At 56.7% G+C, this 22,636-nt stretch carries 18 protein-coding genes and 3 pseudogenes; 13 read left to right on the forward strand and 8 right to left on the reverse strand.

The features are described from left to right. Positions 1 to 149 precede the first annotated feature (149 nt). Together FHT86_RS04960 and FHT86_RS04965 are read right to left on the reverse strand one after the other, a co-directional pair. Positions 150 to 773, reverse strand: coding sequence for a response regulator transcription factor (locus FHT86_RS04960; RefSeq protein ID WP_133705776.1), 624 nt, complete (start codon positions 771 to 773; stop codon positions 150 to 152). 11 nt (positions 774 to 784) lie between these two features. Next, a complete protein-coding gene (locus FHT86_RS04965) occupies positions 785 to 3,988 on the reverse strand; it encodes a two-component regulator propeller domain-containing protein (protein ID WP_166656752.1) in 3,204 nt (1,067 codons plus the stop codon). A gap of 411 nt (positions 3,989 to 4,399) precedes the next feature. Here FHT86_RS04965 and FHT86_RS37850 point away from each other — a divergent pair. Both FHT86_RS37850 and FHT86_RS37855 read left to right on the forward strand, forming a co-directional pair. Then, positions 4,400 to 4,684, forward strand: a pseudogene (locus FHT86_RS37850) (SDR family NAD(P)-dependent oxidoreductase); the annotation flags it as partial. 4 nt (positions 4,685 to 4,688) lie between these two features. Next, positions 4,689 to 5,067: pseudogene (locus FHT86_RS37855) on the forward strand (oxidoreductase); the annotation flags it as partial. Between the two features lie 112 nt (positions 5,068 to 5,179). Here the strand turns inward: FHT86_RS37855 and FHT86_RS04975 are convergent. Then, complete coding sequence (locus FHT86_RS04975) at positions 5,180 to 6,451, reverse strand: MFS transporter (RefSeq protein WP_133705778.1); 1,272 nt, start codon at positions 6,449 to 6,451, stop codon at positions 5,180 to 5,182. A gap of 116 nt (positions 6,452 to 6,567) precedes the next feature. Next, positions 6,568 to 6,711, reverse strand: coding sequence for a hypothetical protein (locus FHT86_RS04980; RefSeq protein WP_166656753.1), 144 nt, complete (start codon positions 6,709 to 6,711; stop codon positions 6,568 to 6,570). A gap of 187 nt (positions 6,712 to 6,898) precedes the next feature. On the opposite strand from FHT86_RS04980, the gene FHT86_RS04985 reads away from it, so the two are divergent. The 3 genes from FHT86_RS04985 to FHT86_RS04995 all read left to right on the forward strand — a co-directional run bounded on the left by FHT86_RS04985 (position 6,899) and on the right by FHT86_RS04995 (position 9,591). Continuing rightward, positions 6,899 to 7,810 (forward strand): LysR family transcriptional regulator, encoded by a 912-nt coding sequence (locus tag FHT86_RS04985; RefSeq protein WP_133705779.1) that lies wholly within the window; start codon positions 6,899 to 6,901, stop codon positions 7,808 to 7,810. A 392-nt stretch (positions 7,811 to 8,202) separates the two neighbouring features. Continuing rightward, positions 8,203 to 8,994, forward strand: a complete 792-nt coding sequence (attM, locus tag FHT86_RS04990) for an N-acyl homoserine lactonase AttM (protein WP_183868750.1) — start codon at positions 8,203 to 8,205, stop codon at positions 8,992 to 8,994. 204 nt (positions 8,995 to 9,198) lie between these two features. Beyond that, the gene (locus tag FHT86_RS04995; protein ID WP_133705780.1) at positions 9,199 to 9,591 is read left to right on the forward strand and encodes a hypothetical protein; all 393 of its coding nucleotides are present in this window, start codon (positions 9,199 to 9,201) and stop codon (positions 9,589 to 9,591) included. Between the two features lie 54 nt (positions 9,592 to 9,645). Here FHT86_RS04995 and FHT86_RS05000 read toward each other — a convergent pair whose 3' ends face one another. Further along, the gene (locus FHT86_RS05000; protein ID WP_166656754.1) at positions 9,646 to 12,594 is read right to left on the reverse strand and encodes an ATP-binding protein; all 2,949 of its coding nucleotides are present in this window, start codon (positions 12,592 to 12,594) and stop codon (positions 9,646 to 9,648) included. Positions 12,595 to 12,814: 220 nt separating this feature from the next. Between FHT86_RS05000 and FHT86_RS05005 the strand changes: the two genes are divergently transcribed. The 6 genes from FHT86_RS05005 to FHT86_RS05030 all read left to right on the forward strand — a co-directional run bounded on the left by FHT86_RS05005 (position 12,815) and on the right by FHT86_RS05030 (position 16,965). Continuing rightward, positions 12,815 to 14,293 carry an aldehyde dehydrogenase gene (locus FHT86_RS05005; protein ID WP_133705782.1) on the forward strand — a complete coding sequence of 493 codons (1,479 nt, stop codon included), beginning with the start codon at positions 12,815 to 12,817 and terminating at the stop codon, positions 14,291 to 14,293. 475 nt (positions 14,294 to 14,768) lie between these two features. After that, positions 14,769 to 15,194 (forward strand): ester cyclase, encoded by a 426-nt coding sequence (locus tag FHT86_RS05010; protein WP_133705783.1) that lies wholly within the window; start codon positions 14,769 to 14,771, stop codon positions 15,192 to 15,194. 36 nt (positions 15,195 to 15,230) lie between these two features. After that, entirely contained in the window at positions 15,231 to 15,455 is a 225-nt protein-coding gene (locus FHT86_RS05015) for a DUF2798 domain-containing protein (protein ID WP_133705784.1), read from the forward strand. Between the two features lie 199 nt (positions 15,456 to 15,654). Then, a complete protein-coding gene (gene trpC / locus FHT86_RS05020; RefSeq protein ID WP_133705785.1) occupies positions 15,655 to 16,458 on the forward strand; it encodes an indole-3-glycerol phosphate synthase TrpC in 804 nt (267 codons plus the stop codon). Further along, on the forward strand, positions 16,455 to 16,592 hold the full coding sequence (locus FHT86_RS05025) for a hypothetical protein (RefSeq protein ID WP_166656755.1): 138 nt from the start codon (positions 16,455 to 16,457) through the stop codon (positions 16,590 to 16,592). The genes trpC and FHT86_RS05025 overlap by 4 nt, the downstream gene beginning before the upstream one ends. 76 nt (positions 16,593 to 16,668) lie before the next feature. Further along, positions 16,669 to 16,965, forward strand: a complete 297-nt coding sequence (locus FHT86_RS05030; RefSeq protein WP_133705786.1) for an ArsR/SmtB family transcription factor — start codon at positions 16,669 to 16,671, stop codon at positions 16,963 to 16,965. 419 nt (positions 16,966 to 17,384) lie between these two features. Here FHT86_RS05030 and FHT86_RS38795 read toward each other — a convergent pair whose 3' ends face one another. Further along, positions 17,385 to 17,666, reverse strand: coding sequence for a transposase (locus tag FHT86_RS38795; protein WP_409527582.1), 282 nt, complete (start codon positions 17,664 to 17,666; stop codon positions 17,385 to 17,387). On the opposite strand from FHT86_RS38795, the gene FHT86_RS38800 reads away from it, so the two are divergent. Continuing rightward, positions 17,589 to 17,885, forward strand: a complete 297-nt coding sequence (locus FHT86_RS38800; protein WP_409527568.1) for a hypothetical protein — start codon at positions 17,589 to 17,591, stop codon at positions 17,883 to 17,885. The two genes, FHT86_RS38795 and FHT86_RS38800, sit on opposite strands and share 78 nt — an antisense overlap. Before the next feature lie 426 nt (positions 17,886 to 18,311). Here the strand turns inward: FHT86_RS38800 and FHT86_RS05045 are convergent, their stop codons facing one another. Together FHT86_RS05045 and FHT86_RS05050 are read right to left on the reverse strand one after the other, a co-directional pair. Further along, on the reverse strand, positions 18,312 to 19,478 hold the full coding sequence (locus FHT86_RS05045; protein WP_133705787.1) for a hypothetical protein: 1,167 nt from the start codon (positions 19,476 to 19,478) through the stop codon (positions 18,312 to 18,314). Between the two features lie 625 nt (positions 19,479 to 20,103). Beyond that, a pseudogene (locus tag FHT86_RS05050) lies at positions 20,104 to 21,125 on the reverse strand (IS110 family transposase). 225 nt (positions 21,126 to 21,350) lie between these two features. Here FHT86_RS05050 and FHT86_RS05055 point away from each other — a divergent pair. Then, the gene (locus FHT86_RS05055; RefSeq protein ID WP_133705788.1) at positions 21,351 to 22,466 is read left to right on the forward strand and encodes an IS110 family transposase; all 1,116 of its coding nucleotides are present in this window, start codon (positions 21,351 to 21,353) and stop codon (positions 22,464 to 22,466) included. The last annotated feature ends 170 nt before the right edge of the window (positions 22,467 to 22,636 follow it).

A 22,636-nucleotide genomic window follows, 5' to 3' on the forward strand; every position in this document is an offset into this window, starting at 1 on the left:
GGTACTCGCAAGAGACTTAAGCCCCGTCAGAGACAGCAGCTACTGTGCAAGCTCCCTGGTTGGTCCCCCATTGGAACCGGAGAGCTTTGGCTCAAACCATGGGCCCGCGTGCCAATGATCGCTTCCCTTCGGCGCTCGGTAAGATCATCTCAAATTTCGATGATCCCTCGTTTTATTGCCAACGCGACGGCATGCGTTCGATCCTTTGCCGTCAATTTCACGAGGATGCTTTTCACATGCCCCTTCACCGTTTCCTCTGTGATCGAAAGGCACTCACCAACCGCTCTGTTTGAATTTCCGCCCGCAATGAGTTCCAACACACTTACCTCTCGTTGGGTCAACTGGTCATCGTCAGCGTGCTCCGCCAAGCTTTCAGCAATGTCTGCGGCAATCCGGCGCTGCCCTCTGAAGACGGCATGGATGGTATCTACAAGTTCACGACGGACGGAACTCTTGAGGAGGTACGCGTGAGCGCCTGCATTCAGCGCTTTGCTCGCGAGTTGTTCAGTGTCGTAGGTGGTGAGGATTATAAATCGAGACCATGGATGCTTTCGTTTGATAACCTCCAAGGCTTCGAGCCCGGACATCGTTGGCATCTGGAGATCGAGCAAGACTACATCCGGGAGCAATTCGTCAAATTTGACCGTGGCTTCATCGCCGTCGGATGCTTCGCCCACGATAGATATATCGGGATGACCCGCCAGAAGTGCGGCTAACCCCTCCCTTATCAATGGATGATCATCCACTGTCATGACTCTGATCGGTTTTGTCATCAGCGATACTTTTACCGTGAAAAGAGTGGACCCTTCTCGTGAGATTTCAACACAAGCTCGATGGTGGTACCCTGGCCGGAACCGCTCTCAATAATAAGATTCCCGCCTATTTTTGCGGCGCGCTCCTTCATTCCTGCAATACCCCAATGGCCAGCAGAGCCACCGCGAATAGCCGGGCCGATGCCCGCGCCGTCGTCCCTGACGCGAATTGAAAGCCCTGAAATGCTGTATTGGATGACGCACTCAATGAGCGTTGCGCCGGAATGTTTGAACGCGTTTCTCAGCGCCTCGCCAACAATGCGGTGTGCTTCTTCCCGGATTTTTGGGCTGAGGTCCATGGGGTCGCCTGTAACGTGATGACGATATCTCGGGCGAGGGGTCGCGCGGGACTCTGCAGACAAGATTTCACCAATTGACCTGATCGCTTGGCTGAGATCCACATCGGTTAGATTTGCCTCGCGAAGCGACTGAATAGCATTCCGACCTTCCACAATCGCCTCGTCGCTTCTCTCGAGAATTGAGTCGAGAATGTCAGCCGCCTCTTTGGGCCGAGTTGGAAGCATTTGTCGGACAGCCTGCATACGGAAGATCAGACCTTGGAAACTCTGTAACAGGGTGTCGTGAAGCTCCCGTGCAACTCTGTTTCGCTCGTTTATCCGCTCCTCCAGCCTGATGTTATAATCTGCCGCGACGCTTCTTATGTGGTAGCGATAGGTACTCCCCAATCCCGCCAGCACAAGGGCAGCAGAAACCGTATAGAACCACGTGGTCCGCCACCATGGGGGAAGTACTTCGATCTGGAGGCTTGCACCGGGAGAACTCCAGCTTCCGCGTCCCGTTGCTGCCTGAACGATGAGTTCAAATTTGCCAGTCGGCAGCGTGGCGTAGCTGATCGAGCGCTGGTCAGCATTTAATGGGTGCCAATTTGAATCGAGACCCGCAAGCCTATATCGATACTTCGTACTTTCAGGACTGCGAAAACTTAGCGCGGCGAACGAGACGTTGATGTGGCTGGCATCATACAACAGGACTACGGGTTGGGGTGGTTTCTCCGGATCTACACTGGGAACGAACGCTCGCGTTGAATCACCAGCTTGGAGGTCCGTAAAAACCACACTTGGGACGAAGTCGTCATGTTCGATTACTTTGCTTTTTCGAGCAGTTGCGCCCGCGAATCCGCCAAAATAGAGAACGTCCTGCGCTCCCCGAGCGCACGCGTTCCAACCAGTCAAATCATCACCCGGTAATCCGTCGACGCTCGAAAAATTCACAAAGCTCTTGTCATGGGCATTCATACTGGAGATGCCGCGATTTGTGCTCATCCAAAGCCGATCCGAGTCTCCCAGGATGCAACTGACCACGTTGCCGGCCAACCCGTCGCGGCTATAGAAGGCTTCGAACTTGCCTGTCTCTACCTTGAACCTGTTGAGGCCGTTCTGCGTGCCCACCCAGATAGTCCCATTGTCGATGTAAATGCTGTTGACGGTGTTGTTGCTAAGGCTTGAAGGGTTGCCGGGCTCATGTTTGTAGGTCGTAAAGGCGCTTGTCCGAATGACAAATTTCACCAGCCCAGTTGTCGTTCCAAGCCACAGGTCACCGTTGTTATCGGGAACGATTGAAAAATAGGTCTCGGCGCTTGCGGAGGGGTCGCGCTTGAATGTCGTAAAGCGCGAGCTTTCCCGATCGAATTTCTGCAATCCGTTCCAGGTTGTCAGCCAGAACGTGCCCGAAGGATCGATGTATATCCTGGTTACAACGTCGCTGCTGAGCCAATCGGTACGAGCTGGAGCATAGCGGTAGGAAGTAAAGTGTCCGGTTGATCTGTCATAGGAAATGAGCCCAACGCCAAGCGTGCCGATCCAGATTATTCCCGACGAGTCCTCCGTGATCGCCAACACCTCCGTCGAGGTATTTGCTCCCGCGGGATTGAAAACCTCTAACCGCTTTCCATCGGCAGATATGCGGTTCAGCGCTCCGCCGGCTCCCAGCCACACGTCACCTTTGCTGTCCTCGAACACGGTGTTGACCAAGCTCTCACCCAGCTTGTCGACATGTCCCGGAAACGGCCATAGCCTACGAAATGGCGAAGGGTTTCGCGGAAACATATTCGGCGGACTAGCGTGCAACCCCGTCCAGATGTTTCCCTCGTTATCCTCGAACACGGCGATTGCACGATTTTCGGCCAGGCTCTGAGGGTCGGTAGGGTCGTTTTGGTAACTGTCGAATTGGAAGTTGTCCCGATCGAATCTCAGTAAGCCAGATCCCATTGTGGCGAACCATATGTCACCATTTGTGGTTTCGAGAATGTCGTAAACGCCGGAAAGGCTTCCATCAGAAGTCGAGCTACTAAACGAGTATCTCGTAAGCTGGTTTAACTTTCGGTCGTAAGTTGCAAAACCACTTCCAGAACCGAAGGCTATCCAGAATGTGCCATGAGCATCCTCATGAAACTTGAACTCTCGTACTTCCTGACGGAGTGGGATTCGGATTGACACTTGCCCCGTCAAGGGGTCGAAGGCTTCCAGTCCTGCACCATTTGCAACCCAGAACAATCCGGTGCTGTCTTCTCCTGTTGACTTGATATCGTTGCTCGACAACCCATCAGGATTTGCAGGGTCGCTACCAAACCGCTTGGTCTCTCCCGTCACCGGATCTAGCTGGTAAAGCCCCTGGCTCGTCGATAACCAGAGATGGTTTGATTTGTCCTGGCTGATGTGAATGACGGTGGGGTTGCTTTTATCAACCTGATAGTGGCGAAACTTTCCAGTGGCACTGTCGAAAGCATCAAGAAACTGGTCGCTGCCGACCCAGATCGTCCCCGACCTGTCTTTGAACAGTGCGTAGATGAAGGTGCCGCTTAAGCTATCTAGGTCCTCTGCGACATGTTTGAACACTTGAAACCCATACCCATCGTAACGATTGACGCCGTGTTGGGTGCCGAACCACAGGTATCCTTGATTATCCTGTACGATTTGGGAAACGCGCGTTTGTGAGAGCCCCTGAGATAGGGAAATCCTACGGAACCTGATATCCGTTTTGCTTTCCACGTGAACCTGGACGATCTCGGTTGCAATTGTTGCAACCTTGACGCCACTGGCTGCCGCGGGGCCGCCGATGGCTCCGAGCCAGCCAAGGCAAATCATAGTGGTCGCGAGTGCAAGGCGGGCCACCAGTGTCGCGCTCAGTAGTCGGCACTCATCCGCACTGCGTGTCACCGTGACTCCTTGCTCAGCTACCCAAGGGCATCCGCTTAGGCTTCGGACCATGCAACGTAGGAGGCTGCTTTTAGGCAGCAGGATACAGCGTTTAACGTTGATTTACGAGTTGTCACACGCACCGTTCTTCTCATTTTGGCAGGATCAAGAGCGAAAGAGGCCGCGGGGGGCGGGGGCGTCAGTGAAGATGATGACAGTGCACCTGAGTATCCAATGGTCGGGTAGTCTGCTTCTGGGAGCGCGGGCTGAGATGCCTGTTTTGCTTCCGTGCTGCGCTGCGAATTGCTCGTTCCTCGCTGCAACCAAAGAGGTCGTTATAGGAACCGCGATGGCGATCTCGATCCCAGCGCAAGCGATCGCCGGGATGTCATTGCCTGAAACATGCTGAGCGCAGACACGAGGGAGAGAGACATGCCCGAGAATGCAAACAAGGTTGCCATCGTCACCGGCGCCTCACGCGGCATAGGTGCTGCCATCGCCGAGCGGCTTGCGTCCGACGGTTTCACTGTCGTCATCAACTAGTCCGGCAATGCGGCTCCTGCCGAAGAGCTTGCACGGAAGATCGAGCAGAAGGGCGGCAAGGCGCTGACCTCCAAGGCCGACGTCAGCGACGCGGAAGCAGTTCGCCGCATGTTCGATGCAGCCGAGGCTGCATTCGGGGGCGTCGATGTCCTCATCAACAATGCAGGCATCATGACGCGCTTCGGAACTCACCCGCTGGGGGATCGAGACCTCGATGATCGTTCCCGGCGCCTTCACCAAGGGCACGAACCATTTTGCGCATTCCGGCTCTCCCGCCGACAAGGATCGGGCGGCCGAATATGACCAGGGGCCCTATGCCGGCGTCCCGGATCAGGCGCTGAAGGGCCTTGCCACCCTCGAACCTGCCGATGCCGGAAGCGTCGCCGTCACCATTGTCGACGTGATCGGCACCCTTCGGCACAAGGCCGTTCTGCGTCCACATCGACCCGTCTGAGGACGGCGCCGAGATCGTCAACGGCGTCGCCGACCGTGCCCGCGCCGAGATGTTCCGCCGCATCGGGCTTGAAGATCTGCTGACGCCGCGGTTCAACGCGTAAAGCCCTTCGCCCAAGGGGATACCGTCGCATCAAATCGCCGCTCCGGGACGTCGGGGCGGCGATATTGAGAGTATCGTCAGGCATGGCAATTCTCGTGCTATCGCAAGGCCCGTCAGACGCGCGCCGCTTCTGATAGTGCAAGCTCTTCATCCGCCAGAGTGTCTGCGGGGATTGGTAGAGGGGCGGTTTCGGACTTGGCTTCCACCGGGTTCTTTCCGGCAGAAATCAGCGGAGAGACGGCGAAGGACAGTAGCAGATTGACCGCTGCGACAGCCAGTAGACCGGGCAGAAGCGCCGCACTGCCCAAGTGCTCAATGACCAGCCCCGCCGCCAGCGGCGTTGCGGCTTGGCCAATCAATGGTGGTCTTGCGAGCCTGCCCATGACGGTTGCGTATTCATTCTGGCCATACAATGCCAACGGAAGCGTGCCTCGAACGATCGTACGCATTCCGTTACCCGCGCCGTAGAGGATGATTGCCAGCCACGCAAAGCTCGGCGCCAAAGCGAGGACCAGCAGGCCGACGAGAGCGCAGACAGCAGAAGCCAGATGGCTCCAATAGGGGTGGGCGCGTTTTCCAAAGACGCCTTCCAAACCCCGTGCGATAACTTGTGCTGGACCAATCAGCGCTCCAAGCGCGACAGCATGCTCGGTGCTAATGCCCCGCTGCTCCAGGAGCATCAGAAGCTCGACGGACACCGCCGTCATGATCATGGACGCAACAGTAAATGATGCGGCAAGGCGGTAGAGACCTTTGGGTGTTGTGGCAGTTGCGGGCTTCTCGGGAAAAGAATCTGCTGTTTCGGTCGTCTCGACGTGAGAGGGGATTGCCCAAGCGAAGATGGGAACAACCACTAGAATTGCGACCGCGGCGTAGGCAAGGCACGTCCCCCTCCAGCCGATGGCCTGAACGAGAGCATTGCTTGCTGGCCAGCACAGCGTAATGGCGAAGCCTGCGATCAGGGTAATGTGGGTCAAGGCGCCCCGGGCGTCCTTACCATATGCCTGTCCGACTGTAGAAAAGAGCGGATCGTACAAGGAGGCGGCCATGCCGGCTCCAATAACGGCCCAACCCAGGAGGAAGATCGGAAGCGAATAGGCGCCTGCAACGATCACCAGGCCGATGGCCAGGATGATCGATCCGGCGATCAGAACCGGCTTCCCGCCATCTCGCCGGATCAAACGCCCAACGAACGGAGCGGGCAAACCTGAAAAAAGTATCGCGATCGAGAGCGCGCCGACGACCCAGGCATTCGACCAGTGTGTTGATGTGGCGACCGGGTTTGCGATGACGGCCATGAGGAAGTAAGACCCTCCCCATAGCAGGATCTGGGTTACACCAAGCGCAGCGTTGTGCACAAAGGTGGGTTTGTGTGCTGAAGTCATGATGGTAGTCCGTTCGTTTTTCGGGAGAGTAGCCGCGTCCCTCCTGCCGTTTGGCATGGCCAGTCTGGAGCGCTTAGATAGCTGAGCCTGTGGTTTCCGATGATCGCGGTGGAGTCCTAGATTACCGCGATCATGATGACGGCAGCCACGATGCTGAGTGCGATGTCGGCACCGAGACATGCCATCGGCTTGCAGAGGAATAGAAGCCGTTCCTGCGCATAGCGCGGCCAGACTTCGTCGTGCACGTGTCGGGATTCCATATTTTTTCCTGAGGTTCGTGTGGTGGATCGCGCCGCCGCTGTAGAGGGTCCGCGCTACGGATAGATGCGGAATACTGGCAAGCCGAGCGTCAGCACCGAGCTTTTCAACTGAACACACATTTGGAGATTGCTATGAAGAAGACAAACGAATAATATTAATTTCATCTAGTTGAAAGGCTACTTGATTATGAACGTTCCCGACCTGGATCCGGATCTGCTGAGAGCCTTCGTGGCGGTCGCAGAGACCGGCAGCTTCACCGCCGCCGCCGAGGTCGTTGGCCGCTCGCAATCGGCCGTGAGCCAGAAAGTATTGCGGCTCGAAGATATCCTGCAGATGCGCGTCTTCGACAGAAATAGCCGCTCGCTGAGCCTGACGCGCGACGGCGAGCGGCTTCTAACAGCGGGAAGGCGGCTACTCATCCAATATGAGAGTTTCATGCGGGAACTGCGGGATCCCCCCAAGACCGCCACCCTCAGGCTCGGCATCTCCGAGAACCTCGTCCAAACGCAACTGCCCCGGTTGCTTTCCCGCTTCAGCGACCTCTATCCCGACGTGCAACTTGAGTTGACGACGACCGCAAGCGAGGACCTGCTTGCCGAATATGAAGCCGGCCACCTAGACGTCGTCATCGCCAAGACGCGGAAAGGTGGTTCTCCTCGCCCGGGCCGTGTCATCTGGCGCGAGCCGCTGGTCTGGCTAGCAGGCCCCGATTATCGCGCCGACGATCGCCGACCGACCCGATTGGTCATGATGCGGCCGCCCTGCATCTATCGCGCCGTCATGACAGAGGCGCTGGATACGATCGGGCGTGAATGGGTGACGGCGTGCACGACAAGCAACCTGCTAGGCATTCAGGCATCCGTGCTCGGTGGACTCGGCGTCACTGTTCTCGGCAAGTCCTTCGCCCAGAACGGACTGCAGATAGTACCGCCCTCCGAGCACTGGCCATCGCTGCCGACGGCCGAAGTCTCCGTGATCGGCGAGAAGCCGGAAACGCAGCACATCGTCCAGCCGCTAGTGGCTCTCCTCAGCGAGACACTACAGGAAAGTGGCAGCCTGACGCTCGACACACCTCTGTTCGCTGCCAATCAACGCTGAGACTCGTGTGGGGTCTGCGAGCCGCGCATCGGTGCGGATCGTAATGGAGTTCGGGTGCCCGCGGCCAGAATGACGGCATGTGCGTTCTTCATTGTCTCTTTAACGCTTAACGCGGCCGCTGCGATCTATTAGCATTTCAGCTAGCATCGATCGCTATTATTCGTTTGTCATTTTGATCCGTCGGTTCACTATGAACCTGTCAGGATAATTGGGGGACGGGATACCGGCTACGACCGCAGGCCCGCCCCCTCTACAACATCCGATCACACCACGTGCAACGACGCCCTGCCGATCCCGTCACGGATTGCGGGCTGAAGGCGCTGGCGTTCAAAACGCCAAATGGCGGCCAATGGCCAAGCGAAGCCAACAACAATTCAACAACGGAGTTCACCATGTCCGATATTCGTCTCTACATGCTGCAGACCGGATCAGTGCAGTGCAAAGTGCACAATATCAAAATGAACCAGGGAGATGGGGCTCCATATGAGATCCCGGTTCCGTTCTACGTACTCAAGCATCCCAAGGGCAACATGATAATCGACGGAGGCACTGCGATCGAGGCCGCGACAGATCCTCGCGGCTATTGGGGCGCAGCGGCCGACGTCTACCATCCGGTCATGGCACCAGATGAGGGATGCGTTGCCCAGCTTCGAAAAATCGGACTGGAGCCGGAGGACATTCGCTACGTCATGCAGTCCCACCTGCATATCGATCACTCCGGGTCGGTTGGTCGCTTTCCGAATGCAACACATGTCGTTCAACGAGCTGAATACGAATATGCGTTCACACCGGACTGGTACGCAGCCCCCGGGTACTGTCGCAATGATTTTGACCGCCCAGGACTTAAGTGGCAGTTCCTGGACGGCGACCATACAGATCGCCTGGACTTTTACGGCGACGGTAGCTTGATCGTCCTTTTCACACCTGGGCATTCGCCAGGACACCAGTCTTTTCTTGTCAACCTCGCCACTGCCGGGCCCTTCCTTCTTACCGTCGACGCGGCATATACACTGGACCATTGGAACGAGAAGGCACTTCCAGGCTTTCTTTCGTCCGCAGTTGACACCGTGAGATCGGTGCAAAAACTGCACGCCATTGCGAACCAGACAGGCGCGCAGGTCGTCACAGGGCATGATCCAGACGCATGGCCGACGTTCAAAACAGCGCCTCAGTGGTACGAATAAAAACCCCGACGTCCCCTTGCTGGGTAGCTTCCGACGTAGGAACTGCAGAAGGCGGGGCCAAAATAAACGTATAGAACAATTTTTCAGTCAATCCTCCGCTGTCCACCATGCGCGCTTCGGGAAGGAGACCCGAAGGCGGCGGAGGATGGTGGCCTTGCGATCATTCTTAGAGCCAACACCAGTTTTCCTGGTCCTGGCAAGATTGTGGCGGAGGCGGTCGTTGCGTCTGCCATCGTATTACGTTCCGGATCGGTTACGGAGAATAATAAGCTGGACGATCTTGTCGCTCGCTACCGAAAAATAAAAGGTGAGAACGAGCGGATCAGGAAGGCCGCGCTTGTCGAAATTGCCGTCGACGTTCGCAGTCAATATCAAGTGGCCATGGTGTTTCCTGGTATGGACCACGCACATAGACAGGCCATCACCGATGATGTCGCGCGCGGCCCAACCTTCGATCTCCCCTCTGCCCCAATAATCCTGGAGCTGATCGTTGACGAGCGCGTCGTCCGCAAAAGCGTCAACCAGGCCGTTCAGATCGCGTCGATTGGTCGCTTCGACGAACGCCCCGACCGGTCTTGGATGAGCTATCGAGGATGAAGGATCGTTAAAAGGGGTCATATGGCACCGAACGCTAGGCGGCGCGGCCGCAGGTTAAGGCATCGCGTCGGTATGGCAGATTTCTGCTCGTTCTTCGTGTTTAACGTTGTAAAAAGATGTGGTTATCTCCGGCCAACGCGGTATGCGGAGTTCATTCAGAAGCTGCCGCGCTGCCTTGAGGTCCGTTGTATCGAAGCCTTCCGTGCACCTTTGGAAAATCTCGGCCAATAAGCGGCGAGCGTCATTCTGACGAGATTGCGCAATCCAATGACGAGCCAGCACTGTCGCAGATCGCAGTTCTAACGCGAGCGCTCCTTGCGACCGCGCTAGATCGATAGATCGCCCCAACGTTTCTTCCGCGGCAACGCAATCAGGGTTCGGTTGCGCCAGCCAAATTTCCGCACGAGCACGCAACAGTTCGGGAAGTTCGAACGTCTCTACGTAGGGCTCAGTCTGCGCGATCTGCATATCGATGGTCTCGGCCGCCTGTCGAAAGCTTCCGCATCGCACCAATGCAGCGGAGAGGGCACAAGCGAATTCCGCGGTCGCCACCTTATGTCGTTCCGCGCGCAGACTTGTCAGCGCGCCTCGCAGCAACGGTATCCCGACCTCGGGCTCTCCGCGCGCGACGGCAAGTTCTCCCTCTAATGCGATCCCAAGTGTACCGAGGGGTTTTAATCCATGTCGCTCGGCGTTTACACCGATGTCTTCGATACAATGTTCGGCAGTTTCAAAGTCGCCCCTCTGTATAAAGATCGTGGCAGTGAAGACTAAGGTGTTGTAGTGATTTAAGGGATCACCCCGGATTTCTGCGTCCTCGATCGCCTGCCTGGCCGCTACCGCCGCACGATCAGGAAAACCCCTCAGCCAAAGCACACGGGCTAGCACGATAAGTGCACGCACACGATGGTTGTAGCCGAAAAAGTCCGAAAGGGTCGAAGCCGGCGAAGCGGCATAAGTGAAACCCAATTCACAATGAAATTGTGCAATCTCCAGTTTCCCGAGTAGGTAGTGGGAAGTACCAAGCATCCATTCGGTTATAACTCGCGCGTCAATATCATCGATATTGTCGGCAACCTCGACACTGCGTTCCGCAACCTCGAGAGCGCCGAGGAAATCGCTTTTGATGATAAGGTGAAGGTGGAGGCCAGCAAGCAGTTGCAACTGATGTTGGCCCTCATTCAGGGTCTCGGCAAGCATAAGGCCGCGTTCGATGGCGGTTCGAACTTCTTCACCGTTGCCTTGGGTGAGCATTGCCGAGATTGCCAGCCCTTCTTGCAAAATCAGCTCTTTGAACGTGCCTCGTTCTGAATTGTCCAGTTCCGCCAACCCTCGCTCGCACCAATGCTGGCAGTCACCAAGCAGGAATAGACCACGGAAAAATGGTGTGGCTAGTGCCGCAAGTTCAGTGCCGATTGATATGTCTGAGGGGCTGGCAAAACTCCATTCCAGGGCTGCGCGGATGTTCGCCACGTGGGAGGCCAACGGTCTCAAATCGCGGTTGCTGAATTCGAGCACATTTATCGCCGCTGATTTGAGGAGGTTACAGAAATAAAGTGCGTGCCGGCGGGAAACCGCACCTTGCTCGCCACTTTCAGCCAGCTTCTCGGAAGCGTATGCTCTGGTGGTGTCGAGCAGCCGGAAGTGAATTACTCCGTCGACTTCTGTTGTCCCGATCAAGGATTTATCGACTAGGCTTCCGATCGCAAGGCCGACATCAAGCCGACTCCAGGCGAAGCCTTCCGAGATGGCCTGAACCACCTCAAGTGTAAACTCTCCGACGAAGACAGACAGGATGTTGATGACGTGCCGATCACGGGCACAGAGCAAGTTGTAGCTCCAATCCAGCATCGCTGAAAGTGTCTGATGGCGCGGCAACGCACTCCGCCGACCTTGCCAAAGCAAATCGAAACGATTGTTGAGGAGATCGGCGGTACCCCGAATTCCATACATACCTACCCGGCCGGCGACCAATTCGATCGCTAGCGGGACACCGTCCAGCCGCCGGCAAATATCCGCAACGACAACAGCGTCAGCGTCGGTCAGACCTGAACGATATCCACCAGCCACCGCTCTATCCATGAACAGCCTAACGGCGGGGGAAGCAAGGGCAGCGGCGGCAGTAACCGAGGGAGTGGCGGGCGGGTACTCAAGCGGCATCAGCAAATGGACGTTCTCGCCTTCGGCCCGCAGGGATTCCCGGCTGGTCGTCAGAATGTGCACATCCTTCGCCTCGTTGAAGAGACGTTCAGTCAGCTTTGCCACTCCCTCAATGACATGTTCGCAATTGTCGAGGACAATGAGGATCCGACTATGAGCGAGGAATGCGACGAGCCCGTCCGCAGGATCTTGCGACAGGGCACGATATCCGACAGCCGAGGCAACGGTTGTCGACAGCAGCGCCGTCTCGGCGAGCGAAGCCAAGTCGACGAAAAACACTGCACCGCCAAAATCATCGGCCACCGCGTGGGCTATCGAGACAGCAATCGTGGTCTTGCCCAACCCGCCCGATCCAACAACGCTAACGAAGCGGTGGGAGAGGAGCAGTTTCGAGAGTTCGGCGACGATCTGTTCGCGGCCGATTATTCGTGGCAATGGGGTTGGCAACCTCTGTGCCGGAAGCGATATGGCCCCAACGGCCATCTCAAGCGGTTGGACTTCTTGCACTCGCCGCACAGGTGCGAGGAAACAGTATCCCCGGCGGGGCACATTGTTTATATACCGCGCGCCGTCCCGCCCATCACCAAGCGTTTTGCGTAAATTCGCGATGTGTACCCGAAGATTTACCTCCTCCACCACCATGTTTGGCCAGGCACGCTCCATTAGGTCACGTGGGGACATAACCTGTCCCGCGTGTTCAACAAGTGCCGTGAGGATATCGAGTTGCCTTCCGCCCAGCGCCACCTCTTTGCCCTCTCGGTAAAGCAGCCTCCGGGTTGCAACCAGCCGGAACTTACCGAAATATGCAATCTCGCACATCGCTAAGTTGTCATACTCGCTCATGGAAGCTGGTCCTTCGCGCTTGTCCATCACGCGCAAAATATACAACAGCGCTTAACTTGCCGAACGCCTCTTTCGAGGGGGAACACTTTCAATGTTCAAACCAATCGGCGCAAAAAATCGCGTTAACATCTCTAAATGCCCATAAGCAGCAATTCACAACTGTTGTGGCGGGCTGTGGCTACAATGGCGCATCAATCCACCTCAGAAGTGAGCAACAGCCATGGAACAGTTTCAGATGCGTATCGGCGGCGTGGATCGCGGCGCCATTGACGGAGGTACCTACGATAGCCTTGATCCCTTCAAGGGAGAGAATTGGGCAACATTCCCGCGCGCAAATTCTAAGGACGTCGATCTGGCGGTGCGATCCGCTCACCAGGCGTTCCGCTCCGGGGCATGGAAGACGATGACCGCAACCCAACGCGGCCTACTGCTGCACAAGATCGGCGATATTCTCACTGCAAACGCAGAGCGGTTGGCAGATCTGGAAGTCAAGAACAACGGGAAGATCAAGGCAGAGATGCTGAAGCAGATGTTATATCTGCCTCATTGGTTCTACTATTATGGCGGCCTTTGCGACAAGATAGAGGGCCAGGTCACTCCTTTCGACAAGCCCGGCGTCTTTCACTACACGACTTATGAGCCGCTTGGCGTGGTCGCAGCAATCGCGCCTTGGAATTCACCACTGCTTCTGGCGGTCTGGAAAATCGCGCCGGCACTTGCGGCGGGCAACACCGTCGTAATGAAGCCCTCTGAGTTCTCCTCTGCCTCGTCGGTCCTCTTTGTGCAGCTATGTGAGGAGGCAGGCCTCCCAGCGGGCGTCCTCAATGTCGTGACCGGGTTCGGCAAGGAAGTCGGCGAGCCACTGGATACCCATCCAATGGTCGCAAGGGTCGCCTTCACGGGCAGTGAGGGCGGCGGTCGGAGCGTCTATGAAAACGCAGCCAAGACCTTCAAGCGTGTCTCGCTGGAACTTGGTGGCAAGTCGGCCAACATTGTCTTTGAAGACGCCGACCTGGAAAACGCGCTCAGGGGTGCCGTCACCGGTATTTTCTCGGCCGCGGGCCAGAGCTGCATGGCCGGCTCCCGCCTACTCGTGCATGCGAGCATTCATGACGAGTTTGTAAGCCGCCTTGTCGAGTTCATGAGCGATGCCAAGCTCGGTGATCCCCTCGACCCAAGGACGGACATCGGCCCTGTATCGAACCAGCCGCAGTTGGAAAAGACACTCTCCTACATCGAGATAGCCAAAGCCGAAGGCGCTGTTTGCGCGATGGGAGGCGGTCGTTCGACGCGTCCCGGCCTCGAAAAGGGACTGTTTGTCGAGCCGACGATCTTTATCGGCGTCAATAACAAGATGCGTATCGCCCGCGAAGAAGTATTCGGTCCGGTGCTGGCCGTGTTACCTTTCCAGAATGACGAAGAGGCCGTTGCGATCGCCAATGACAGTGACTATGGCTTGGCGGCCGGTGTGTGGACGAGCAGCCTGACCCGCGCCATGTCGATCCCCAAGCAACTCGAAGCCGGAAGCGTCTGGGTCAACACCTATCGTCTTGTGAGCTACATGGCGCCCTTCGGTGGCGTGAAGTCATCGGGGATCGGCCGCGAGAACGGCAGTCGGGCGATTTATGAGTATCTCGAAGCCAAGAGTGTTTTCATCAATCAGACGCCGAAAACCGAGAGCCCTTTTATCTTCGGCTAGCCCGCCAGTGGCCGCCGAAAGGCGGCCACCTGTCAACCACCTCAGTCGGGCTTCTGTGAAGCAGGTCGATACCGGGCACCGCACGAATTGCTGGGGTCTTTGGGAATTGACAGTCTCGACACCGGATACCACCCCTTACGCATATGGCATAGGGGTACCCGCGTCTTTGGCCGGTCTCCCCGATTTTAAACCGAAGACCTCGAATACTCACCCGTCGCGCGCTTCCTGTGTGAAGACTCCAGTGCGCGATCGCTACCTGACAGAGGCAGTCACGAAGGCGGGGCAGGGCCGTTTGAGATCGATCATCGTTTTATCAATTAGGTTTTCAGCTAGATGTTATTATTATTATTCGTTTGTCTTCTTTGTCCTAATCTCCAACAATGATCGCAGAAGCGAACGTGCAACGCGTGACGTTTTGGCGATCGGGCGTCTTTAGCGGGTCACATGGGACCGCAGCGCTCCAATGGAGTTAGGCATGGCAAAGAGAAATTCGGTCGAAATCGTCGAGAATTTCTGGCGGGAAGTATGGCAATCGAAGAACCCCGAGGCCGTCGACCAGCTGGTGGCGGAAGACTTCGTCATCACCACAGGCGGCGTCGAGGTCCGCTCGCGGGAAGCCTTCAAGAGGTGGATTACAACCTTTCTTTCAAGCATTGACGACTTCCGGTTCGACGTCGTCGAGATCTTCCAGAACGAAACGGGCGACCGCGTCGTCTCCCGCTGGATCGTCACGGGTAGAAACAACGGCTTCATGGGCTCGCCCGCTTGCGGCTCTCCGATTACCATGACAGGTACCGCTGTGATGCATGTGCGCGAGGACGGGCTCGTTCAGCATAACTGGGTGGAGCGTAACGCGCATGAAGTGCATCGCAGCCTGATCGGAGTAAAGCACGCCGCTTGAATTCTACGCGACGGACGCGCCCAAGGAACATCACCGATGTCTAGAATTTCCCGGAAATACCAACATTTTGTCTTCGGCGTGATCCAGTCGGGCATAACATGCGCGGTCGGGGCTGCGATCGCGAGCCTTCCCTTCTACGTGGAGGGAGCCTTTGCCGCCCATTGGCTGCGGGCCTATCTCTTCTCCTGGACAGTCATGCTTCCGATCGTGGTAATTGCAGCACCTGTGATTCGTAGGCTTGTGTATGTCCTCACGGACTGACAGGCACGGTGAGATTTTGACGCATTCGATGGCTGCTTTCGGGACAATTGGCGCGCTATAAGATCCCTTATCCAACCAAATACGATCCATGATGGCATGCGGTTGGCAAGCCAAACGCTCGATAGCGGAGCGACGGCGTTTGGCACTCGAGAAGCTGATCGCCGTCTCCAATGAAGTCGATTGATGGAATATGAATGCGATGACCGATATCCTGACAAAAATCGAAGCCTATAAGCGCGAAGAAATTGCAGCCGCAAAAGCCAAGGTTTCGCTTGCTGACCTGAAGGCGACGCAGTCCGACCAGGCGCCGCCACGTGGCTTCTGCAAGGCATTGACGGCAAAGCGCAAAGCTGGGCTATACGGCTTGATCGCCGAGATCAAGAAGGCGAGCCCGTCGAAGGGCCTGATCCGCCCGGACTTCGATCCCCCGGCCCTGGCCGCTGCCTACGAGGCCGGTGGCGCGGCATGCCTCTCCGTCCTCACCGACAAGCCGAGCTTCCAAGGCGCACCGGAATTCCTTGCCGCCGCAAAGGCCGCATGCTCGCTTCCGGCGCTGCGCAAGGACTTCATGTTCGAGACTTACCAGGTGCACGAGGCCCGCGCCTGGGGTGCTGATTGCATCCTGCTGATCATGGCCTCGCTCTCCGACAGCGACGCTGCGCGGCTGCAGGACGAAGCGTTCGGCCTTGGGATGGACGTATTGGTCGAGGTCCACGACGCCGAGGAAATGGAGCGGGCCCTCAAGCTGTCTTCGCCATTGATCGGCATCAACAACCGGAACCTGCGCACCTTCGAAGTCAACTTGTCCGTCAGCGAGACGCTGGCGCCCATGGTGCCGGACGATCGGCTGCTGGTCGGAGAGAGCGGTATCTTCACCAATGCCGACTGCAAGCGTCTCGATGCTGTCGGGATCAAAACCTTCCTTGTTGGCGAGAGCCTAATGCGCAAGGTCGACATCGCAGCGGCGACCCGCGCGTTGCTGACCGGCGAGTGGCTGCCATGAACCACTCAGAACTCGAAGTCTTCCGCCAGCCTCTGGTGGCGATCCTTGCAATCGGCAACGAGCTTGTCCTGACAGCCAGCTACGCTTCGAAGTGGATGGCGCGAATGCCGCGCGTGATTCTCTTCAGTTGGTAGGCCATGTGCAGCCGTTGGACAGATTGTAGGGGCGTCTCCGTATCTGGAACACTTCAGTTATCGCGAAAGGTGCAGGATGGTCGACAGCGACTTAATCTTTAAAGCGCTGGCAAGCCCGGTCAGGCGGAATATTCTCGCTTGGCTCAAGAACCCGGACGCCTACGCCCTCGTCTGTTTTGTGTCGAAAGAAGGTATGTCGCCGAGCGACATCGAGATGCTGTCTGGGCTTTCGCAATCCACTGTGTCCAATCATCTGGCTATCCTTCGCAGGGCTGGACTAGTCAAGGCACGAAACCTTGGCCAGTGGACAATTTTCAGCCGAAACGAAACAGCCATCAGGAACATAGCGGACAGCTTGGTGAAGGAGCTTTGAGTCTCTGAACATTGGGGTCTTGCTACCGTGCATGTGGCAGGCAGCCGCCAACCCAATTTAGAGAGGCGCGTCACAAGACCGTCGGTCGTTGCCATGTTCCATCGGAGCATCCAGCACCGCCCCGACAGGGAGTTTGCTTAAACGGCGACGTCCGCTCTCACTTCCGGCCGAGAAAGATATCATGGGAGCTTCCGTCACGGCCGGGTCCGTGTTGTTGCCATTTGCGTTTTTGATATCCTGTGTCTTTCGATTGCGAGCGGGAAGGCTGTGTTTCCATGTTCCGCCAGCAGTTGCGTTCGCAATTGCCATGATATTCTCGCCTTGGCGAGTATGATTGCGCCTGCTTTTGATGGCTATAAAATATGAGGAGAGAGATGGCTGTTGATGTTGAAATAGTCAGAGCAGAGACAACTGGTGTGCTACACCGCATCCACTTGAATAATGCGGGCGCTGGGCTGATGCCGGAGCCGGTGTTGAACGCCATGCTCGGATATCTGACCCGCGAAGCGGAGATTGGCGGATATGAAGCGGCCGGCGATGCGGCGAAGGAACTCGATAGCGTGTAGAGCAAGGAAGGTCGAAACTGTCGCCATCTCCCGATCCGGCAGAAGCTTGATAATCCTGTGCTTTTCAGGGTCGCATACGACAGTGCCGTAGCGGTGATTCCGGCGGAAAGCCCAATCGTCAACGCCGCGGCGTATAGCTCATTCTCGGGCATCATGGACTTTCTTCTGACCGCACTGATCAGCGTGTCATTGCTAACAGGGATCATCAAGCGCTTTGCAAAGGCGGCTGCAGGCCGCCCTCCCAAGCCAACCCGAGATGGTGCACCACCCTATCAAGCCGAGCAGTGCGACGACCACGCTCCGGACGACACGCTCGCCAAACCTTTCGACGAAAATTCGGCGGTGGCAGGATGACATCTCATAGACAAAGCGTCGTGCCGACAATCGCAGTTGGTGCCAGCACAGGGCAAGTCGGCAATTGTCCGAACGTAGCGGCATGAATACGATCAGACATACGGTTGCACAGAGGACATGAACGCCGTTCAGCGGCAGGCCGTGCTAAAACAGTGATATCCTCGCTCTCGTCGGAACGCTCAACAATCAATCCGGCCGGGATCAGGGACGACAGACGGAATTTGGTCGACATACTGCTGATTCCTTTTTGATAACGGGCCCAGGTTCGACCTCGAAGTCATCAAATTTGAGTCAGACCCCGAATTTAACCACTTGTGGGTGCGCCCCTGAGGGCGGACTCCACAGAGGCTAACATTCCATCATTAAACACATGTTGAACTGTCAGGCGAAATAGAGAGCGCTCCACGCGGCACTACTGGGCGAGGTTTATCGGAATAAATCTGCCGCCGAATGAAGCTTCGTCAATCCGGGATCATAGTATTCCGGTGGCCAAAAATTCGGCCGGGGATATAACGCTTTCTGCTCGTAGATTTCGCAGCCCATATGTTCTTCAATAGTAGTCAAAAAGCGGATGTCGTTTGGCGGCTCGGTGCTACCGAGGAACCATCTTAGGCATTGCTCAAGGGACCCTCGGAACCTCTCAATGTGGCCGATCAAAATATCGGTGGATAGCTCGTGTTCAAATTGAAGATCGCAAAATGGCGCGGCAGACGCTTTCATGAATTCCGGACGACATGCGAATTCTATTCCTGTCTCGCAGAGTAGCATCGTTGCGTCCGGCAGCGCGTCGGGTTCCGATTTCAACCATTCGAGAAACCGGTCAACCTCTTCGGCAGACTTCGCTGCAATCTCGTCTTCCGACGGCGGCACTCTTTCCACAACCGTGGCATAGGACCGCATCCGGTCGAAGAACGCAGTATCTTTGGGCTCTTCCCGCCAGCTAAGGTTCCAGTAGAGGCGTTCTTCCAATGATGGTCGGCACTCCTCAATATCTTTGATCAGAGTCTGGATCGAATGATCCGCTTCGAAAGGAATCGACCAGTAGACGTCATCATAAATGTTGCCGAACTCCACATGCAAACCATCAGGAGAGTGGCCTATCCACCACCCTGTAAGGTCCGTCGGTTCCATTTCCATTTCGCGCAGCGTTTCGAGGCACAGATCCACGCGCCCAGACGCCCTCCGGCGACACTCCCGTCGGTAGTCGCTTTCCCCGACGCCCAAATTGCGAAGACGCCTATCCAAGAGATCGTAGAGTTCAGAGAGGAGCTTCTGGGCGTGACTTCTTCCGTCCGCCGGAATGCCGACTTTCGCCATTGTAAGCAGCTCTTTGGTAAGTTCGGGGACTGGGGCTGGCAGTGGCGTCCATTGCCCGAAAAGAACTTCGTCGATGTGACGCCCCGAGCAACCTCTAGGAACTTGCAGCGTGAGGCCGCTGCCCACCAAAGAATTGGGGTCTAGGATCAGCTCAATCGAGTTTTTGTTGAAGCTGACGGAAGAACCGGTTGGAAATGCAAACGGCAAGTCGCCGAACCCTTTGTAGGGCTGCCTTTGCTCAAGAAACTCCGAATCTTCTATCATGATATTGTCCATAGCTGAAATTTTCCAAACGAGATTTTGTAATGAGACTTCAAAATTTCCGACGGCGGAAGTCTTGACGTTGATTTTTTTAAAAGGCGCTCTCTTAACAGAGGGAGCCCGTTCGGCAGATGGACTTGCTTTGGTTTAACCCCCGCCGTGCGTCTGGTGAGTAAGAGGGCCTCGAGGCCCTCAATCGCGAGATATTAGCGGGAAGACGTAATTGAGCTAAGCGAACCTGCCGTGCATGGGTCACAAACGCGATGTAGGCTGGATCTGGCGGCTCTGTGACGACAACGACGTCGAGTGCCTGCCGTCTTCGCCGTGAAGTGCCTTTTCAGACTACGCGCTTACGAGAATGCGCGAAAGATGGTTCAGAGTTCCGTTTTCTCCGTAAGACCGTCGTCTAATAGCGAGATTTGCAAGCGCCTTTTAGGTGCGGGAGGTTGTTTGCCGGGAGCATGGTCGTCTACGCGGTCGACATAGGTCGCCGCATTATGGTGCTTCGCGGGACAGTCCTTCCAATGTATGTCTCGCACGCTCCGAGCAAACTCGCGGTGCAACGGTCTTAAGGGAATGGACCAGCCTTGGTCCCGGCAGGGACGCCTCTTCACGCCGTGGGCGCTACAGAGCTGGAAAGTTAGGTGGCGGCTGTCGCCCTGTTGAAGAGCTCACCGGAGCGAAGCATCGCATGCATGATGACGGCGAGTTTGCGGGCGACAGCGACAGCGGAACGTTTGAAGCCGATCTTCTCGCGTAGTTTTATGCCCCAACTGCGCAAATCGCTGTCCGCCCGGCTGCTTGTCAGGATCACGACCGCGGCGTCATAGAGAAGGGAACGCACATGGGTGTCTCCACGTCGGGAGATATGGCCATCCTAGTCTACCTCGCCGGACTCATAGCGCCGCGTCGTCAACCCCAGCCAGGCGCCCACCGAGCGCGATCGCTTGAAGTTCGCTGGATCCTCGACGGCGGTTATATAAGCGGTGGCTGTGATCGCTCCAATGCCGGGGATCGACATCAACAACTGACATTGCTGGTTTCTACGCGCTTCGGCGAGGAGCTGTCGCCCCAACCTTGTTGCCTGGAGGCGCAGGTTACGCCAGGCTTCAAGTAGCGGCAGAATTATCTGCGAAAGGCCGACATTGTCGGCCAGGAGGGAGCGAACATGCACCTCAAATTTGCCACCCATGCTGCATGGAACAATAAGACCAAACGTCTTCATCACTCCTCGAATCTGATTTGCCACGTCCACTGTCGTGCGCATAAGTTTCGTTCGAGCCGCGACCAATGTCCGAGAGAGCATGCTGTCGAAGCCCTTTACCCGGACTTCGCGAAAGAAACCGACCTCCGCCAGATGCGCGAGCCCATCGGCGTCATTGGCATCGGTTTTGTTGGCGGCCATGTCGAGCGCCGCTTTGGCGTGACGAGCATCGACGCAAATGGCAGGCAGTCCCTCAGCGCGCAGAGCATGATAGAACCATCCGAGAGGGGGCCCGTTTCGAACACCACGCGCTCCGCATTTGGCGCTCGCATGCGGATAAGTTCGGCTATGGCGGCGGGATCAGAGGCGCACTTCCCGCGCCAGATCCGCTTACCCGCGCGACGGATCGAAATTGCCGTCTCTTTCATTGACACGTCGAGACCGATATACTCTGTCATGGCTGTTCTCCATTGATGTTGGGCCCGGCGTCCAGTCGAGAGCCCGTATCTCATCAAATCGGGGAGCAGCCACCTTCCAAGATCGCGATCGGATCCAGAGGGGCCTCGTGCCCGCGATTACACCATGTATGTCCGTCTTCGTAACCGGAGGTGGCTCGCCCTGCACTGGTCTTCCGAGGGTTGCTCGGATAGGCCGAGCCGATCCTCATCACAGGAGGACGAGCCGTGGCAGATTATAAAGAAGCTTTTGTCGGAATCGATGTCGCCAAGCTGGAGAATGCGATTGCGATTGCGGAATTCGGCCGGGACGGAGAGGTCCGCTATTTCGGCGAGGTTGAAGCATCAGATGCCAGCATGCGCCGTGTTATCCAGCGTATTGCCGCGAAGTTTGATCGCGTGCATTTCTGCTACGAGGCCGGCCCCACCGGTTATGGCCTCCACCGGCTCATCAGGTCCCTTGGCGATGGGTGTATGGTTGTCGCCCTGTCAATGATCCCCAGGAAGCCCGGAGATCGGGTGAAGACGAACCGTCGAGATGCACTTGCGCTCGCTCGGCTGTTGCGGGCCGGCGAGCTGACGGCGGTTTGGGTTCCCGACGAGGGTCATGAAGCTATGCGAGATTTGGTTCGCGCCCGCTCTGCCGCTGTCGAGACATTGCGGGTTCATCGGCAACAGACCAGGGCCTTCATGCTCAAACATGGTCGGATTTATCCACGCAAGAAAGCCTGGACAATGCGGTATCTGCACTGGCTCCAGGAGCAGCAGTTCGATCATCCGGCGCATCAGATAGCGCTGCAGGAAATGGTCGAGGCAGTGCGCGTCTTGAAGGAGCGTGTGGAACGACTGGAAAAAGTGATCGAGGAGTTCCTCCCAGACTGGTCTCTCGCGCCGGTCGTTCGAGCACTGCAGACCCTGCGTGGTGTCGATTTGGTTGTCGCCGTCACCTTCGCCACGGAAGTCGGTGACGTGACCCGATTCGAAAGCCCCCGCCAATTGATGGGTTATCTCGGTCTCGTTCCTGGCGAGCGATCCACAGGCGAAACCGTGAGACGAGGCGCAATAACCAAGGCCGGTAATGGTCGAGTTCGACACATGCTTGTTGAGAGTGCGTGGACGTATCGGCATCCGCCGAAACTAGGCGTAAGGAAAATCTACCTCATGGAGCATGCCCCATCGAGAGTGCGAGAGATCGCGTGGAAGGCTCAGAGCCGGTTGACGGCTCGATATCGCTTGTTGGCCGCACGGGGAAAACGAACGACAGTGGTTTGCACTGCAATTGCCCGAGAATTGGCCGGCTTCATGTGGGCTGTTGCAAGGCAGGCGCAGGCGATCAGAACATAGGTCCCTGCTGCAAACTTGCACCTCGCGTATGGGCGGATGCGGGACAACGGTAGGGGAATATCCGTCATCCGCATTGTGGCCGGAACCGACCGACGCCCGCAGTAAGATAGGAACAGCCCCGGACGCACAATCGGAAATGCGGTAACCAACCCGCGCATCAGAGCTTGATC

The sequence above is a fragment of the Rhizobium sp. BK313 genome, from assembly GCF_014193655.1.
Classification (GTDB): domain Bacteria; phylum Pseudomonadota; class Alphaproteobacteria; order Rhizobiales; family Rhizobiaceae; genus Rhizobium.

What these genes read in the sequence shown, in the direction of transcription:
- trpC (WP_133705785.1), top strand. Translation starts at nt 15,655, where the DNA reads ATGACCGATATCCTGACAAAAATCGAAGCCTATAAGCGCGAAGAAATT.
- FHT86_RS04960 (WP_133705776.1), bottom strand. Translation starts at nt 773, where the DNA reads ATGACAAAACCGATCAGAGTCATGACAGTGGATGATCATCCATTGATA.
- FHT86_RS04975 (WP_133705778.1), bottom strand. Translation starts at nt 6,451, where the DNA reads ATGACTTCAGCACACAAACCCACCTTTGTGCACAACGCTGCGCTTGGT.
- FHT86_RS05030 (WP_133705786.1), top strand. Translation starts at nt 16,669, where the DNA reads ATGGTCGACAGCGACTTAATCTTTAAAGCGCTGGCAAGCCCGGTCAGG.
- FHT86_RS04985 (WP_133705779.1), top strand. Translation starts at nt 6,899, where the DNA reads ATGAACGTTCCCGACCTGGATCCGGATCTGCTGAGAGCCTTCGTGGCG.
- FHT86_RS05010 (WP_133705783.1), top strand. Translation starts at nt 14,769, where the DNA reads ATGGCAAAGAGAAATTCGGTCGAAATCGTCGAGAATTTCTGGCGGGAA.
- FHT86_RS05045 (WP_133705787.1), bottom strand. Translation starts at nt 19,478, where the DNA reads ATGGACAATATCATGATAGAAGATTCGGAGTTTCTTGAGCAAAGGCAG.
- FHT86_RS04980 (WP_166656753.1), bottom strand. Translation starts at nt 6,711, where the DNA reads ATGGAATCCCGACACGTGCACGACGAAGTCTGGCCGCGCTATGCGCAG.
- FHT86_RS05015 (WP_133705784.1), top strand. Translation starts at nt 15,231, where the DNA reads ATGTCTAGAATTTCCCGGAAATACCAACATTTTGTCTTCGGCGTGATC.
- FHT86_RS05005 (WP_133705782.1), top strand. Translation starts at nt 12,815, where the DNA reads ATGGAACAGTTTCAGATGCGTATCGGCGGCGTGGATCGCGGCGCCATT.
- FHT86_RS05000 (WP_166656754.1), bottom strand. Translation starts at nt 12,594, where the DNA reads ATGAGCGAGTATGACAACTTAGCGATGTGCGAGATTGCATATTTCGGT.
- attM (WP_183868750.1), top strand. Translation starts at nt 8,203, where the DNA reads ATGTCCGATATTCGTCTCTACATGCTGCAGACCGGATCAGTGCAGTGC.
- FHT86_RS05025 (WP_166656755.1), top strand. Translation starts at nt 16,455, where the DNA reads ATGAACCACTCAGAACTCGAAGTCTTCCGCCAGCCTCTGGTGGCGATC.